Annotated in this window: 11 protein-coding genes and 2 pseudogenes; 6 read left to right on the forward strand and 7 right to left on the reverse strand. The window is 63.5% G+C overall.

Translation table 11 applies throughout. The features are described 5' to 3' along the window. The first annotated feature begins 42 nt into the window (after window positions 1-42). Entirely contained in the window at window positions 43-1,011 is a 969-nt protein-coding gene (locus tag AS156_RS00065) for an IS481 family transposase (protein WP_066498346.1), read from the forward strand. 606 nt (window positions 1,012-1,617) lie between these two features. On the opposite strand, the gene AS156_RS00070 is transcribed toward AS156_RS00065, so the two are convergent. Further along, a complete protein-coding gene (locus tag AS156_RS00070) occupies window positions 1,618-2,217 on the reverse strand; it encodes a superoxide dismutase (RefSeq protein ID WP_066498348.1) in 600 nt (199 codons plus the stop codon). 127 nt (window positions 2,218-2,344) lie between these two features. Between AS156_RS00070 and AS156_RS00075 the strand changes: the two genes are divergently transcribed. After that, window positions 2,345-2,875 carry a GNAT family N-acetyltransferase gene (locus AS156_RS00075; RefSeq protein WP_066498349.1) on the forward strand — a complete coding sequence of 177 codons (531 nt, stop codon included), beginning with the start codon at window positions 2,345-2,347 and terminating at the stop codon, window positions 2,873-2,875. Between the two features lie 140 nt (window positions 2,876-3,015). Further along, window positions 3,016-3,462: a DUF2147 domain-containing protein gene (locus AS156_RS00080; protein WP_066498373.1), complete on the forward strand. Its 447-nt coding sequence runs from the start codon at window positions 3,016-3,018 to the stop codon at window positions 3,460-3,462. Window positions 3,463-3,570: 108 nt separating this feature from the next. Here AS156_RS00080 and AS156_RS00085 read toward each other — a convergent pair whose 3' ends face one another. The 4 genes from AS156_RS00085 to AS156_RS00100 all read right to left on the reverse strand — a co-directional run bounded on the left by AS156_RS00085 (window position 3,571) and on the right by AS156_RS00100 (window position 9,125). Next, the gene (locus AS156_RS00085) at window positions 3,571-4,719 is read right to left on the reverse strand and encodes a DUF3095 domain-containing protein (protein WP_066498355.1); all 1,149 of its coding nucleotides are present in this window, start codon (window positions 4,717-4,719) and stop codon (window positions 3,571-3,573) included. A gap of 65 nt (window positions 4,720-4,784) precedes the next feature. Then, complete coding sequence (gene zigA / locus AS156_RS00090) at window positions 4,785-5,990, reverse strand: zinc metallochaperone GTPase ZigA (RefSeq protein ID WP_066498358.1); 1,206 nt, start codon at window positions 5,988-5,990, stop codon at window positions 4,785-4,787. A 348-nt stretch (window positions 5,991-6,338) separates the two neighbouring features. Beyond that, window positions 6,339-8,204: a molecular chaperone HtpG gene (gene htpG / locus AS156_RS00095; RefSeq protein WP_066498359.1), complete on the reverse strand. Its 1,866-nt coding sequence runs from the start codon at window positions 8,202-8,204 to the stop codon at window positions 6,339-6,341. Between the two features lie 114 nt (window positions 8,205-8,318). Then, window positions 8,319-9,125 (reverse strand): MBL fold metallo-hydrolase, encoded by an 807-nt coding sequence (locus AS156_RS00100; protein WP_066498362.1) that lies wholly within the window; start codon window positions 9,123-9,125, stop codon window positions 8,319-8,321. 149 nt (window positions 9,126-9,274) lie between these two features. Between AS156_RS00100 and AS156_RS00105 the strand changes: the two genes are divergently transcribed. Together AS156_RS00105 and AS156_RS00110 are read left to right on the forward strand one after the other, a co-directional pair. Further along, window positions 9,275-10,447 (forward strand): acyl-CoA dehydrogenase family protein, encoded by a 1,173-nt coding sequence (locus tag AS156_RS00105; RefSeq protein ID WP_066498364.1) that lies wholly within the window; start codon window positions 9,275-9,277, stop codon window positions 10,445-10,447. A 93-nt stretch (window positions 10,448-10,540) separates the two neighbouring features. Beyond that, the gene (locus AS156_RS00110) at window positions 10,541-11,155 is read left to right on the forward strand and encodes a TetR/AcrR family transcriptional regulator (protein WP_066498371.1); all 615 of its coding nucleotides are present in this window, start codon (window positions 10,541-10,543) and stop codon (window positions 11,153-11,155) included. Between the two features lie 115 nt (window positions 11,156-11,270). Here AS156_RS00110 and AS156_RS00115 read toward each other — a convergent pair whose 3' ends face one another. Continuing rightward, entirely contained in the window at window positions 11,271-12,374 is a 1,104-nt protein-coding gene (locus AS156_RS00115) for an asparaginase (protein ID WP_245312481.1), read from the reverse strand. Between the two features lie 277 nt (window positions 12,375-12,651). On the opposite strand from AS156_RS00115, the pseudogene AS156_RS00120 reads away from it, so the two are divergent. After that, a pseudogene (locus AS156_RS00120) lies at window positions 12,652-13,233 on the forward strand (OpgC family protein); the annotation flags it as partial. A 206-nt stretch (window positions 13,234-13,439) separates the two neighbouring features. Here the strand turns inward: AS156_RS00120 and AS156_RS00125 are convergent. Continuing rightward, window positions 13,440-14,624: pseudogene (locus AS156_RS00125) on the reverse strand (IS701 family transposase); the annotation flags it as partial. Between the last annotated feature and the right edge of the window lie 17 nt (window positions 14,625-14,641).

A 14,641-nucleotide genomic window follows, 5' to 3' on the forward strand; every position in this document is an offset into this window, starting at 1 on the left:
AAGCTGAGGTTGCGAAACTTCAGTGTTCCCCGGAGAGACCAGATGAACATCCACAAGAATGCGCCTTTGACGCCGAAAGGTCGAGAGGCGATGGTGCGGAGCGTGATCGAGGGCGGCCTGACGAAGGCCACAGCCGCGCTCCAATTCAATGTGACGGCAAAGACGGTCGCCAAATGGGTCAAGCGCTTCCGCGCATTAGGCGTCGATGGTTTGCGGGATCGTTCCTCGCGGCCTCATTCATTGCCAAGCCAAACCCCGGCAGCCACATGCGCCGCTGTCGAGACGTTCCGCCGGCAGCGCCACACCGGCAAACAGATCGCGCTCGAAGTTGGGGTCTCCGCAGCAACCGTCAGCCGTATCCTGCGCCGACTCGGTTTGAACAGGCTGGCTGCCCTGGAGCCGGCCGAGCCGATCCGGCGCTATGAGCGCCAGCATCCTGGTGAACTGATCCACATAGACATCAAAAAGCTCGGCAAGTTCAATCGGATCGGCCATCGGATCACCGGCGATCGACATGGGTCGAGCAATCTGCGTTCTCGCCGTCAAGGGCCAGGCTGGGAATACGTACATGTCTGCATCGACGATGCGTCACGGATCGCTTTCAGCCAGGTCATGAAGAACGAGCGAAAGGGTTGCGCCATCGCTTTCCTCAAGGCGGCCGTGGCCTACTACGTGAGCCTCGGCGTGAAGGTACAGCGCGTCATGACCGACAACGGCGCGTGCTACAAATCCTTCGCCTTCCTAAGGGCGTGTAAGCGCCTCGGCCTCAAGCACATCCGCACCAGGCCCTATACACCCAAAACCAATGGCAAGGCCGAACGCTTCATTCAAACCAGCCTACGAGAATGGGCCTATGCGCAGGCCTACAACACCTCAGCAGAAAGAGCAGCCGAGTTGCCACGATGGCTTCATTGCTACAACTGGCATCGTCCTCATGGCAGTATCGGCTCAAAGCCACCGATCAGCAGACTCGGATTGACCGGGAACAACCTCTTGAGGCTCCACAACTAGGGCGTCAGGCCTGCACGACTTCGCCGTCCGCCTTGCACGTGCTCGTCAGTCACACGCCCGGCGTCCACCGCATCTCACCGCAACACCCGTGACGATCGCGACGCGCCCCCCAATCGGGTGAGACGCAGACATTAGACTGCTGAGTTGGGTGAATCACGAAGCGGAATTTTGCCCGTCGGGGTGATTTGTCGCACCTCTCTCCGTCATTCGTCCGCAGCCCCAGGGATGACGAAGGTAAGAGAAGTGCGCGGCCTCAATGGCGAAGAAGGCGATCGGCTCACGTCAATTGCCTGGGTCGCGAGCCCGGCGAACAGGCCGTGATCGAGAGCACCACCGAACCCAGCACGTAGAGCGCCGCGTCGCGCCGAGCCCACCACCGAAGAAGACCAGAAGATAGCTTGTCACCTACCCCGTCGGGGTTTGTGCCGTATGGCCGTGAGCGCTGCAAGGACCACAAATAATAAGGGCGGCAGCCGAAGCTACCGCCCTTGGAAAATCTTCTCGTCGTCATTCCGGGGCGATGCGAAGCATCGAACCTCAGGTGCGCAATCGCGCAACTGGGGTCTGGTGCTGACGCACCATCCCGGAATGACCTATAGTGCGCGATCAGCCGGCCTTGCCGAACAGCTCGTCGACATAGTCCCAGTTGACGAGATGGTCGACGAACGCCTTCAGATAGTCCGGACGGCGGTTGCGGTAGTCGATGTAGTAGGAGTGCTCCCAGACGTCGACGCCCAGAATCGGGATCGCGCCGTGGACCAGCGGGTTCTCGCCGTTCGGCGTCTTGGCGATTTCGAGCTTGCCGCCCTTGACCTGCAGCCAGGCCCAGCCGGAGCCGAACTGACCGGCGCCGGCGGCGGCGAAGTCGGCCTTGAATTTCTCGAAGCCACCGAGATCCTCGGCGATCTTCTTCTCCAGGCGACCCGGCAGCTTGCTGCCACCGCCATTCGGCTTCATCCACTTCCAGAAGTGGATGTGGTTGTAGTGCTGGCCGGCATTGTTGAAGACAGCGGCGTTCTTGTTGAACGAGCTCTTCACGATCTCCTCGAGGGACTTACCTTCATATTCGGTCCCCTTGATCGCGTTATTGCCGTTCGTGACGTAGGCCTGATGATGCTTGTCGTGGTGAAACTCCAGCGTTTCCTTGGACATGTAGGGCGCAAGGGCGTCATGGGCGTAGGGCAGATCGGGTAGCGTGAAGGTCATGGGGTAATGTCCAACAGTGGTGGGAGACTACACTTAACGGGCCCCCCTTATAGAAGGTTCCAACGCGGAGAAACACCGCATTTTCGGATCGTGTATGACAGGTCGGCTAGAGCCTGAGGACCGGGATATGAGCATCGAAGTCGACATCCTCAACGGGGATGCGTCGTGGGCGCGGGCCGAGCCGCTGCATCGGGCGATATGGGGCCGCCATGTCGTGGAAAAGCAGCCTTGGGCGCACATCGAATGGGCCAATGCGGATTTGCGCGTGCTGCTCGATGCGCCCGATGACGGCGGGCTTGCCTGCCATGTAGGTATCTACTTCCGGACCATCACCTGGAATCGCCACAAGGTGCATGTCGGCGGCATCGGCGGGGTGGCGACCCGCGAAGACTGCCGGCGCCGGGGCTATGCGAGCCTCGCCATCGACGCCGCGGTGCATACCATCCGCGCCAACGACGCGGTGAAATTCGCAATCCTGTTCTGCGAACCGCACAACTTCGCTTTCTACCAGGCGCGCGGCTGGCATCCGTTCACCGGCGAAGTCTATTGCGAGCAGCCTTCGGGACAAATCCGTTTCGAGGCGATGACGCCGTTCGTCTACGACGTCGTCCGCGCCCCGCGTGACGGCAAGATCGACCTCTGCGGCCTGCCGTGGTGATCCCGGCGCCGGCTCTGCCCCCGTCGGTCTCGCTGCCATCGCGACGATCGAACTAACCCATTGGGGAAATTGATCGCGAATATGACATTGCAGAAATCTTTCGACTTGATATGCAGGCCGGCCTCGTGGGGAATGAAATTATGGCCTGCAGATCTGGACTTGTGAGCGCAATCATCATTGCGGCCGGCATCGCCGTGCCCGCGGCGCACGGACAGGGCGTGCCGGAGCCGACCGGCATCTGGCAGACCCAGGCCGGCGATGCCCGGGTCAAGATCAGCAAATGCGGCGGCGGAATCTGCGGCGTGGTGGTAAGCCTGCGCGAGCCGACCGATCCGATGACCGGCAAGCCGCAGGTCGACAACAAGAATCCGAACCCGGCGCTGGCCAGCCGGCCGATCATCGGGCTGCCGCTGTTTTCCGGCATGCATCCGGTCGCGGCCGGCAAATGGTCGGGCCAAATCTACAATGCCGACGACGGCGGCACCTATGCCAGCAGCGTCACGGTGGCCAGCGAGAGCACGCTCAAGGTCGAAGGTTGCGTCGGCGCACTCTGCGGCGGCGAGACCTGGACGAAGGTGGGGCGGTAAGCCCACCCGTCTCGGCAGCGAGATTGCATCGCCTAGCAACCGCGGACGGAGCTGTGCTCCCTCTCCCGCAAGCGCGAGAGGTGCAGCGAGTTTACGGCATGATCGAGTTTACGTCGCGCCCTTCAGCGCTGTCGCCGCGGTGGCATAGCCGCCGCGGGCGCCGTCGATGAAATGAACGTGATCCGAGCGCATCGCGGACGGCGTGAAGCAAGTCATCATCGCGGCATCCTGCCGGTGCAGGCCGTAGCGCACGACGCCTTGCGCGGCTGACGCGGCGAGGCGCTGCTCAAGCTCGGCCGCAAGCTCCGGCGTGCAATCGAGGATCATGCGCAGGCCGTCGTCATATTTGCGGAAGTCGGAATTCTCGACCACCTGCTGCAGATAGCGCTTCGGCACGAACTTGCCGACCGTGATGCCGAAGCGAAACAGGGCATGGGCCCATAACGCTACACCGAGCACAAGGAGACGCCGCAGCGCAAGCGAGCCGCCGCGCCGCTTGGCGCGCGCTTCGTAATCGATCCCCTGCGGCGGGAAGCGCAATGGTGGTCCGCCTGCCGGCACCGGCCGCCCGGCCTCGGGGCTCCGCTCGACCCGCACGACGATGTCCTCGATCGCCTTGCGGAAGGCGGCCGCATCGGCGCCCTTCGCCGGCACCACCAGCACCGACAGGATGACGCCGCGGGCCGACGCCATCTCCTCGAAGCGGCAGGACAGGCCGGACAGATCGGGCTGAGTGTCCGGCTGCGCCGGATCGACGGCGAACTCGCCGCGCTTCATCGCGGCATCGGCGAAGGCGAGCCCGCCGCCGGAGAACATCGCATAGGACAGATTGGCCGACGGCCCGAAGCGCGCGACGCGGACATCGACGCCCGCGGCGCGGATCGCAGCAACCGGCACGAGCGCGACGCGCATCACGAGATCGAGATCGTCGCGCACCCAGCGCGCAGTCGCCGCCAATGCCTCGCGCGTCCTGTCGAGATCGGCGGGCGCGACTGCGAAGCTCGCACCATCGCCGCCGAACACGAAGGGAAATTCGCGGCCATCCAGCGCATTGGTGACGGAGGCGATCACGGAAGCGCCGGCCATGTTGACCGCCTTGTAGCGCTGCGCCGCGATCGCCTTGGTCGATTCCACGATGTCGGCAACCCCGACGGTCCAATCGTCGGGCAGCGGCGCATACAGCGCAGGATCCATCAGCCGCGTGAAGCCGCGAAACACCGGGATGCTGCCGTAGAAAATTTCGCTACCGGTCTCCATCGCACCCGCCGCGCCGTTCCGCTTTCAGGACTCCTGTAGCAGATACGCACGAAGTTGGGATCGGGTTACGCGGCCTCGCCCGATCTTCTCCACGGCGGAAACGGATCGCGCAACTTGGCCCAGGCTTGCTTGTCCATGCCGGGCCGCCCCGTGACCAGGCAGGCATCGAGACGGCGGCGGATCTCCTGCTCGTTCATGCCTGAGCCGATGAAGACGAGCTCCTGCCGGCGGTCGCCGTAGAGATCGTTCCAGCTTCTTTGCATCATCATTCGCCAGTCCGGATTATCCGGCCAGCGCTCGCGCGGGATCGCCGCCCACCAGAAGCCGAGGCCTTCGGTCCTGACGATCGCGCCGGCCTGACTCATCTCGCCGCACCAATCGGGGCGCGTCGCGATCCAGAAATGGCCCTTGGCACGGATTACGCCGCCCCAGCTCTCGCGCAGGAAGGCGTGAAACCGCACGGGATCGAACGGCCGCCGCGCGTGATAGACGAAGCTCGCGATGCCGTATTCCTCGGTTTCCGGCACGTGCTCGGCAAAGCCGTACAGCTCCTTGTGCCAGAGCGGATGCTGCTGCGCGCGCTCATAGGCGAAACGACCGGTATCCAGCACGCGATCGAACGGGACGTTGGCGAAGCTGGCCTCGACGAGGGCGGCATCGGGATTGAGCGCGCGCACAATCATGCTGGCCGCGTCGCGCTGCGCTTGGGTCGCGGCGTCGATCTTGTTCAAGACGATGACATCGGCGAATTCGATCTGCTCGACCAGCAGATCGACCAGCGTGCGCTTGTCGCCGTCGAGCGACTCGCCGCGCTGGCTCAAGAATTCGGTCGAGGCATAGTCCTTCAGGAGATTGGCGGCGTCGACCACTGTGACCATGGTGTCGAGGCGCGCGACGTCCGAGAGGCTCTCGCCGTCCTCGTCGCGGAACTCGAAGGTCGCGGCGACCGGCAGCGGCTCGGAGATGCCGGTCGATTCGATCAGCAGATAATCGAAGCGGCCGCTCTCGGCGAGCGCGCGCACCTCTTTCAGCAGGTCCTCGCGCAGCGTGCAGCAGATGCAGCCATTGGTCATCTCGACCAGTTTCTCGTCAGTCCGCGACAGGTTCGCACCGCCATCGCGAACGAGGTCGGCGTCGATGTTCACCTCGCTCATGTCGTTCACAATCACCGCAACCTTCAGGCCGCGGCGGTTGTTCAGGACGTGGTTCAGCAAAGTGGTCTTTCCAGCCCCGAGGAAGCCGGACAAGATGGTGACGGGGAGTTTTTGCATCGAGATCAAACAGTTGCTGGAGGGACAGGCGGCGGGGCATAGGGCGGGATGCTTGATGTTATGTTATAACATAACATCAATGGGCCGCAGACTGTCAAGCGGGGGAGTGCGGCGCCGGCAGTTCATGTCTTCACGAAAGCGCAGCCCGGAAGGAGCGCCCGCGCACTTGGTCCCGTCATGCTGAGGAGCCGCAAAGCGGCGTCTCGAAGCATGCACGGCCCCGCTCTGACGGCTTGGCCGTCTATCCTTCGAGGCTCGCTCCGCTCGCACCTCAGGATGACGGGGAGAGAAGGCGTAGCCCGGATGCAGCGAAGCGCAATCCGGGCTACTCATCCGCGAATCTCGCGGCTACCTCCCCACCCCACGCAACACGAGCTGGTTCAGCCTGCTCGCGAAAGCGGCGGGATCGTCGGGCATTTCGCCGTCGAGGATCTGCGCCTGCTCGAACAGCAGCAGCGACAGATCCTTCGCCTGCGCCGTGTCGGTCGCGAGTGCCGCGACCAGCGGATGACGCAGGTTGATCTCGAGGATCGGCTTCGTGACCGCGCCGCGATTCTGCTGGGCGAGCAGCCGCTCCAGCGCGCGGTCGCGCGAATCGCCGCCGGCCACGAGGCAGGACGCGCTCGACGTCAGCCGCTGCGAGGCGCGCACGTCGGAGACGCGATCGCCGAGCGCATCCTTGATGACGGCGATCGTGGTCGCAGCGTCGGCGGCGGGCTCGTCCTTCTTGTCCCCGGCCTTGTCGTCGGTGAGCGGGATCAGGCCGAAATCGACGTCGCCCTGACTGAGGGACTTCAGCGGCTTGCCGCCGAACTCGATCGGCGCGGCAGTCCAGAACGCATCGACGGGATCGGTGAGCAGCAACACCTCGATGCCGCGGGCGCGCGCCGATTCCAGCTTCGGGTTCGACTTCAACCGCTCGATGCTGTCACCGACGAGATAATAGATCTCGGTCTGGTTCGGCTTGAAGCCGTCGACATATTGCTTCAGCGAGCGGTTCTCGCCCGCGGTCGTGGTGAAGCGCGACAGCACCAGCAACTTCTCGCGGCGCTCGAAATCCTCCCACAGGCCTTCCTTGATCACCGGGCCGAACCCGTCCCAGATCTTGGCGAAGGTCTCGGGCTCTTTCTCGCCGAGCGTCTCCAGCTCGCCGATGACGCGCGTCGTGACCGCTTTGCGGATCTGCGCAAGCTGCGGATTGTTCTGCAACATCTCGCGCGAGATGTTGAGCGGCAGGTCCTCGCTGTCGATCACGCCGCGGACGAAGCGCAGATAGGCCGGCAGCAGCTCGGCGTCGTCGGCGATGAAGACGCGGCGGACATAGAGCTTCACCTTGCCCTTGCGCTCGACCTGGAACAGGTCGAACGGCTTGGTAGACGGCGCGAACAGCAGCACGGCGTAGGACTGGCGGCCCTCGGCGCGGTAATGCAGCGTCATCGCCGGTTCGTCGAAGGTGCCCGCGATCTGCTGATAGGCCTGTTTGTAGTCTTCCGGCTTCAGCTCGGACTTCGAGCGCTGCCACAGCGCGCTCGCCGAGTTGATCTGGCGCGGCTCGCCCTCTTCCGGCACCAACAGGATCGGGAATTGGATATTGTCAGAATATTCGCGGACGATGCGCTCGATCTCGTAGGTCTCGAGATATTTCGCGGCCTCCGGCTTCAGATGCAGCACGATCTCGGTGCCGCGTGCGACGCGCTTGGCCGCCCCCTCGCTCGCCGGCGCGATCTCAAAACCCTTGCCGCCTTCCGACGACCACACCCACACCTCATCTGAGCCGGCGCGGCGGCTGGTGACGACGATCTTCTCGGCGACCATGAAGGCGGCGTAGAAGCCGACGCCGAACTGGCCGATCAGATTGGCGCCGTCCTTGGCCTCGGTCAGCTTCGCCAGGAACGATTTGGTGCCGGAACGCGCGATGGTGCCGAGATTGTCGATCAGCTCCTGGCGGTCCATGCCGATGCCGGTGTCGACCACGGCGAGCGTGTTGGCCTTCTTGTCCGGGACGATCCGGATCTCCGGCGGCGTGCCGTCACCGATCAGATCGGGCTTCGCGATGGCCTCGTAACGCAGCTTGTCGCAGGCATCCGACGCATTCGAGATCAACTCGCGCAGGAAGATGTCGGTCTCGGAATAAACCGAATGCACCATCAGGTGCAGCAATTCGGCGACCTCGGCCTGGAACGGCTGGGATTCGGCAGCAGCAGTGGCGGTCATGGGGAACTCGGGACAATCCGGGGTGGCGGGAAAGCCCTGATATAGCGCGACCGTGCCGGCTGGCAAGATTTGCCGCCGCGGCCGGCGCGATGGATTCCGCCTGCCGGACCGCCGTCAGCCGGAGATGGCGGCGATATAGCGCTGGACCGAGCGATCGAATGCCGGCTTCGCGCCAGTGGCGATGTTCTTGCCCCACCAGGCGCCGTAGATGCGGTCGAAGGCGAGCGGCTCGATCGCGCGCGCGATCACGCGGACCGCGGCGGCGTTGAGCGGAATGTAGTTCGGATAGGAATACATGAAGCTCACCGAGCGGCGGTCCATCGCGACCATCGCGATGTCGCCGGTGAGCAGCGCGCCGCGGCCCTCGGCGCCGCCGCGCCAATACAGCACGGTGCCGCCGGCGAAATGGCCGCCGGTGCGCACCAGGAGGATGTCGTCGGACAGGCGATAACTATCGCCGCGCCACGGCACGATCGACGGATACGGCCGCGTCACCCATTGTGCATCATCGCCATGCAGATAGACCGGCGCGTTGTCGAAGGCCGCGCTCCAATCGGCGACCGCGCCATAATAATGCGGATGCGAGATCGCGATCGCCTTCAGACCGCCAAGCGACCTGACATGCGTGATTGCCTCCCGCGTTGCCAGCGGCACGCAATCCCACATCACGCAGCCGCCGCGATCGGGCACCAGCAGCGCGCGCTGACCGATCGCAAATGACGGCTCCAGCGCGATGCCGGTCAAGCCAAGATCGTCGCGCCAGACCAGCCGGTGCCGCTGCGCCAGCTCCTCGCGCGTCAGCCAGGCCTGCCCGTTCCAGTTCACATATTGCCGCTCGTCCTCGCATATCGGGCACGACGACGGTGGTGCGGCGGCTTCGGGATATTGCGCGCCGCATTGTTCACAGGTCCAGACGGGCATGGGCATTCACCATTCGCGACGTAGGAGCATGATCATACGCTCAAGTCGTGAAGCGACATACCAACAGCATTGTGAGCAAGGCGGAACCTTGACATCTCCGGGATTGCGGCGCAATTTTTTTCGAATAACATTCGAATTCTTGGTGTGCCATGCACTTCCAGCTTCCCGACGACCTCCTCGTCCTGCAGAGCCGGATGCGCGACTTCGTGCGCAGCGAGCTGCAGCCCCACGATGCCGCGATCGAGGAGACCGGACGGGTGCCGGAACATGCGATGGCCGGCTTGCGGCGGATGGGACTGTTCGGCACCAACACGCCGAAGCAATTCGGCGGGCTCGGCCTCTCGATGCTGGGCAGCTGCCTCGCGATCGAGGAACTCGCGAAGGCGCATACGGCCTTCTACTATCTGAGCGGCGTCAACGTTCACATCGGCTCCAAGGCGATCGAATTCTTCGCAACTCCTGAGGTTCGCGACCGGTGGTTGCCCGAGCTTGCCAGCGGACTGGTCATCGGCGCCTTCGCGCTGACCGAACCGAATGCTGGATCCGATGCGGCACGCATTCAGACAACCGCGCGGCGCGACGGCGACCACTACGTGCTCGACGGCCGCAAGACCTACATCACCAATGCACCCGTCGCCGGCGTGTTCACGGTGTTCGCCACGCTCGATCCGGCCGCCGGCGCCAAGGGCATCACAGCCTTCGCCGTCGATGCCAAGACACCGGGCCTGACGATCGGCCGGCTGATCGAGATGGCCGCCGGACGCGGCTCTGAACATGCGGAGGTGATCTTCGAGAACTGCCGCGTGCCCAGGCAAAACCTGCTCGGCCAGGAGGGCGAAGGATTTGCCATCGCGATGCGGTGCCTGGATGCCGGCCGCACCCATTGGGGCGCTTATTGCGTCGGCGCGGCAAGCCAGCTTCTCGGCTATGCGCTCGATCATGTCGCAAGCCGCGAGACGTTCGGACGCAAGCTGCGCGACCATCAGGGCATCGAATGGCAGATCGCCGATATGGCAAGTTCGCTGCATGCGGCGCGCCTCGTCGCCTATGAGGCGGCGTGGCGTTACGATCAGGGCGACGCGGCTGCCCGCACCGCGGCGGCGGCACTGTCGAAATATACCGGCGCCGAGATGGTGCAGCGCATCGCCGACATGACCATGCAGCTGTTCGGCGGCGCCGGCTATTCCAGGGACCTGCCGATCGAACGGATCTGGCGCGAAACGCGGGTGGTGCGCATCCTCGACGGCACGTCCGAGATCATGCGGCAGATCATCACGCGCAACGCCTTCCGCACCCACGAACGCCGCAACGCGCCGACCTGACCATCGGCGCCATCAACACCGTGGCAATGCCGCATTGCCGCTTGGTCTTCCGACCCCGCTGCCTTACTGTTTTGAGAACGCAGGGAGACCACTGTGGCTTCGGGGACGACACTCAAGCTCAAGCAACAACGCAGCCGCGAGCGGCGCGAGCAGATCCTGTCCGCGGCGACCAAACTGTTCGGCGAGAAGGGCATCGACCGCACCTCCCTCACCGATATCGCCGCCGCGGCGAAGGTGCCGCTCTCCAGCATCTACGATTATTTCGAGGACAAGCGCGCGCTGGTCCTCGAAGTACCCGAGGACAATTTCGAGGCGCTGTACCAGAAGACCGAGCCGCTGCTTGTGAAGGGCGGCAACGCCGTCGAGCAGTTGCGCATCATCTTCATGACCAACTTCGAATACATCAGCGAGAACCCGAGCTGGGGACGCGTGTTCTTCCTGGAGATCTGGCCGAGCGTCATTGCCGCCGAGCCGCGGGTCAAGAAGGCCGTCGACAAATACGCACTGCGCTACGTGCAGCTGATCAAGCAGGCGATCCGCGCCGGCACCTATCGCAGGAATCTGGACCCCTACACCGCCATGTCGCTGATGATGGGCGGCATGTGCCACGTCACCGCGGTCTGGCTGCTCTATGGCCGCAAGTACGATCTGGTGAAGAAGGGGAAAGCGGTCTTCACCACGTTGCACAACGGCTTTCTGCAGGAGTAGCGCGTTCGTTGACCGCCTTGCCGCCGACCCGTCATCCCCGCGCAAAGGCTGCGCCATTGCGCGGGGATGACGGTGACAGAGCCGAAGAAAGCCCGACCTCCATCTCCTGCCGCGATCACTTCGTTGCCACAAAAGCCTGCTGCACCGCTTTCGGCTCGGTGATGCCGTTGGCGATCAGCAGCTCCAGCAGGACCCGCGCCTTCTGCGGGTTGAGGTCGAGCGAGACGGCAAATCCAAGCTCATCGTCGTTGACCTCGACATTGCGGTTCACGAAGCCCGAGCCGACGCGGCTGGAGCGGACCACCACGACGCCCTGCTTCGCCGCCGCAGCGAGCGCATCGATCGCCGATTTCGAGCTGTTGCCGTCGCCGACGCCCGCCAGCACGATGCCCTTGACGCCGCGCTTCACCGCATCCTCGATCGGAGCAGCGTCCATGTTGGCGTGCGAGTAGACGATGTCGACCCGCGGCAACGGCGCGGTCTCCGGCAGTTTCAACTTCGGCCCCTTGGCTGTTACGGCCGGCTGCAGAAAGCGGATCGAGCCGGTGTCGACATAGCCGACCGGCCCGGCATCGGGCGAGCGGAAGGTCTGAACGCTCGTGGTATTGGTCTTCTGCGCCCAGCGCGCACCGTGGATGGTGTCGTTGAGCACCACGAGCACGCCGCGACCACGCGACTCCGGCGCGGCCGCCACCCTCACGGCCTCGTACAGGTTCGCCGGGCCATCGGCGCCGATCGCGGTCGCGGGACGCATCGAGCCGACCATCACAACCGGGATGTCGGTCTCCAGCACGTTCTGCAGGAAGAACGCGGTTTCCTCCATGGTGTCCGTGCCATGGGTGATCACGATGCCGTCGGCTTCCTTCTTCTCGATCGCGGCGTGGATACGCTTGACGAGGTCGAACCAGACCTTGTCGTTCATATCCTGCGAGCCGATCGCGGAAATCTGCTCGGCCGAGATCTGCGCCAGCTTGTCCATGCCGGGTACGGCGGCTATGAGGTCCGCCGCGCTGACTTTGCCGGAGTCGTAGGCATTGCCGGCGCGCGCGCTGGCCTGCCCCGCAATGGTGCCGCCGGTGCCGAGCACGAGGACGCGCGCCCGTGACGTGTCCGAGGCTTGCTGCGCGACGGACGGAGAAGCGACCAGCCCCATCACGAGGACGAAGGCGAGACGGATCACGGCCATTGCGGAACGGTTCAATTGAAGAGAATGCGGCATGTCTTTCCCCCGAGCGACATTTTTCACACGAATGCAACCCTTGGTTTTGTGTTCCAACAAATAGACGAAGTTGCGGCAGTCGCGATATGACAGGACGCTGACAGGGAGCTTCTACGCCCACTCCCGCTCGCGATTGTCGCGGCGGTCCCCGCACCGTCTTCCGCACGGAGCACGGCGCGCCTCGAATCACGATGCGGCCGAGGAGAAGCTTGCTAGTATGCTGCCGGGTGCAGCATGCGAACCGGGCCTCGCAGGGCAGAACAGGGGAAACGAGCCGATGAACATCAGGGCTATCCTGCCGCCGCGCGGACGTGACTATCGCCTCGATCTGCTGCGCGGCTTCGCCAACTGGGCGATCTATCTCGATCATATCCCCAACAACGCCGTCAACTGGATCACGCAGAAGAACTTCGGCTTCAGCGACGCGGCCGACCTGTTCGTCTTCATCTCCGGCTACACGGCGTCATTCGTCTATGCGCGGATGATGCTGGAACGGGGCTTCGTGATCGGAGGCACCCGCCTGATCAAGCGCGCCTGGCAGATCTATGTCGCGCATGTCATGCTGTTCGTCATCTACATCGCCGAGATCGGCTGGCTCTCGCAGCGCTACCACGACCCGAATCTGCAGAACGAATTCAACGTCGCGGGCTTCATGCAGAATCCGGCCGAGACGCTCTATCAAGGCCTCATCCTCGCGTTCAAGCCGGTCAACATGGATGTGCTGCCGCTCTACATCGCGCTGATGCTGGTGTACCCGCTGGTGCTCTGGGTGATGTTGCGCCGGCCGAACCTGACGCTGGCTGCGTCGTTCCTGCTCTATCTGGCCGCACGCCATTTCGGTTGGAACCTGCCGGCCTATCATTACAGTTGTCTTTTTGCTTTGAGGTGCGCCCGTTGAGCTGCCGCCTGGTGGGCTCTGCGCCAGAAGGACCAAGCGATGATGAGCGCGGGTTCGATCCGCGTGCGATGAAGTCTGATGGCAATGCGGCGGATTTCCTGGAGTGACCAGCGGATCAGTTTGGGGGCGGTTTTGTTTTGGCTTTTGCCGCGTGGCGCCGTTTCGTTTTTTTGGGCGGCGTCGGATTGGCGGCGATGCCGGATTGCGGCCATCATGGCGAATGCGAGCATCACCAAGGACACGTGACGGTGCCAGCCATGCCAGGATCTGCTCTCGTTGTGATCGAGCCCGAATTCGTTTTTCGCAGTTTCAAAGCTGTCTTCGATCGCCCATCGATGGCCTTCGACCGCGACCAGCGTTTCAATTGATGTTCCTGCCGGGCACCAGGTCGAGAAGAAGGCGAGGTCATCATCAGCGATACGACGCCGGATCAGCAGACCGCGTGTCCAAAGACCTTGATCGACGCTGTTGAATTCTTCGGCATCGAGATCGGCTAGTTCGAGATAACACCAATCGTGCAGCCGCGGTCCTTTGGTTCCGGCACCGGCCGACAGGCGCTTCCAGTCGGATGGGCGTCGCGTCCGGGCGAGTTCCGCAGCCGTCCCGGCGACCGGCGGTCGCTTGCCCCAGGATCGGAATACATGAGCGCTGTTGACCCCAAGCACGTAGCCCTTGCCGGCCCGACGCAATTGCTGTTCGAGGTCGCCAACACCGTAAACGGTATCGCCGGCAACCCAGTTGAATGGGACAGACGCCGCTATCGCCCGTGCGATCATTCTCGTCGCAAGCTTTGGCTTGGTCGCAAAACCGACGTCGGCAGGCACGTATGTGGCTTCCAGGCGATCTGGATCGTCGGTCCATTCCTTCGGAAGATATAATGCGCGATCGATGAACGCATGGCCATGACGCGAAACGTAGGTAGCGAACACGCCGATCTGGCAGTTCGTAATCTTGCCTGCCGAACCGGTGTATTGCCGCGCCACGCCGCACGACGCCTTCCCCTGTTTGAGAAAGCCGGTCTCGTCGATGACGAGGACCGCATCGTCGTCTGCCAAATGCTCCATCACATAGTCGCGGACAATATCGCGCAAGGCATCGGCATCCCAATCGCTGCGACCCAAGATCGCCTGTTGCCGCCAAGGACCAGGATCGCCAGCGGCCTCCGCGCGCATCCAACCGGTCTTGCGTTGCTCATCACCGAGCAGACCTTCCAGAAACAGGCCCGCGTTCCTCGCAACACGTTCTTGCCCGAACAGCGGACGTATCCGCTTCTTAACCTCCCGAAGCGACGCAGCCCACAACGCAAGCGTCTCTTCAACTGACGCTGCCTGCGCCCACAATCTTCGAATCATGGTTGCCCATGGATTCA

The sequence above is a fragment of the Bradyrhizobium macuxiense genome, from assembly GCF_001542415.1.
Taxonomy (GTDB): Bacteria; Pseudomonadota; Alphaproteobacteria; order Rhizobiales; family Xanthobacteraceae; genus Bradyrhizobium; species Bradyrhizobium macuxiense.

What these genes read in the sequence shown, in the direction of transcription:
- AS156_RS00080 (WP_066498373.1), top strand. Translation starts at nt 3,016, where the DNA reads ATGGCCTGCAGATCTGGACTTGTGAGCGCAATCATCATTGCGGCCGGC.
- AS156_RS00075 (WP_066498349.1), top strand. Translation starts at nt 2,345, where the DNA reads ATGAGCATCGAAGTCGACATCCTCAACGGGGATGCGTCGTGGGCGCGG.
- AS156_RS00070 (WP_066498348.1), bottom strand. Translation starts at nt 2,217, where the DNA reads ATGACCTTCACGCTACCCGATCTGCCCTACGCCCATGACGCCCTTGCG.
- zigA (WP_066498358.1), bottom strand. Translation starts at nt 5,990, where the DNA reads ATGCAAAAACTCCCCGTCACCATCTTGTCCGGCTTCCTCGGGGCTGGA.
- htpG (WP_066498359.1), bottom strand. Translation starts at nt 8,204, where the DNA reads ATGACCGCCACTGCTGCTGCCGAATCCCAGCCGTTCCAGGCCGAGGTC.
- AS156_RS00100 (WP_066498362.1), bottom strand. Translation starts at nt 9,125, where the DNA reads ATGCCCGTCTGGACCTGTGAACAATGCGGCGCGCAATATCCCGAAGCC.
- AS156_RS00105 (WP_066498364.1), top strand. Translation starts at nt 9,275, where the DNA reads ATGCACTTCCAGCTTCCCGACGACCTCCTCGTCCTGCAGAGCCGGATG.
- AS156_RS00115 (WP_245312481.1), bottom strand. Translation starts at nt 12,374, where the DNA reads ATGCCGCATTCTCTTCAATTGAACCGTTCCGCAATGGCCGTGATCCGT.
- AS156_RS00085 (WP_066498355.1), bottom strand. Translation starts at nt 4,719, where the DNA reads ATGGAGACCGGTAGCGAAATTTTCTACGGCAGCATCCCGGTGTTTCGC.
- AS156_RS00065 (WP_066498346.1), top strand. Translation starts at nt 43, where the DNA reads ATGAACATCCACAAGAATGCGCCTTTGACGCCGAAAGGTCGAGAGGCG.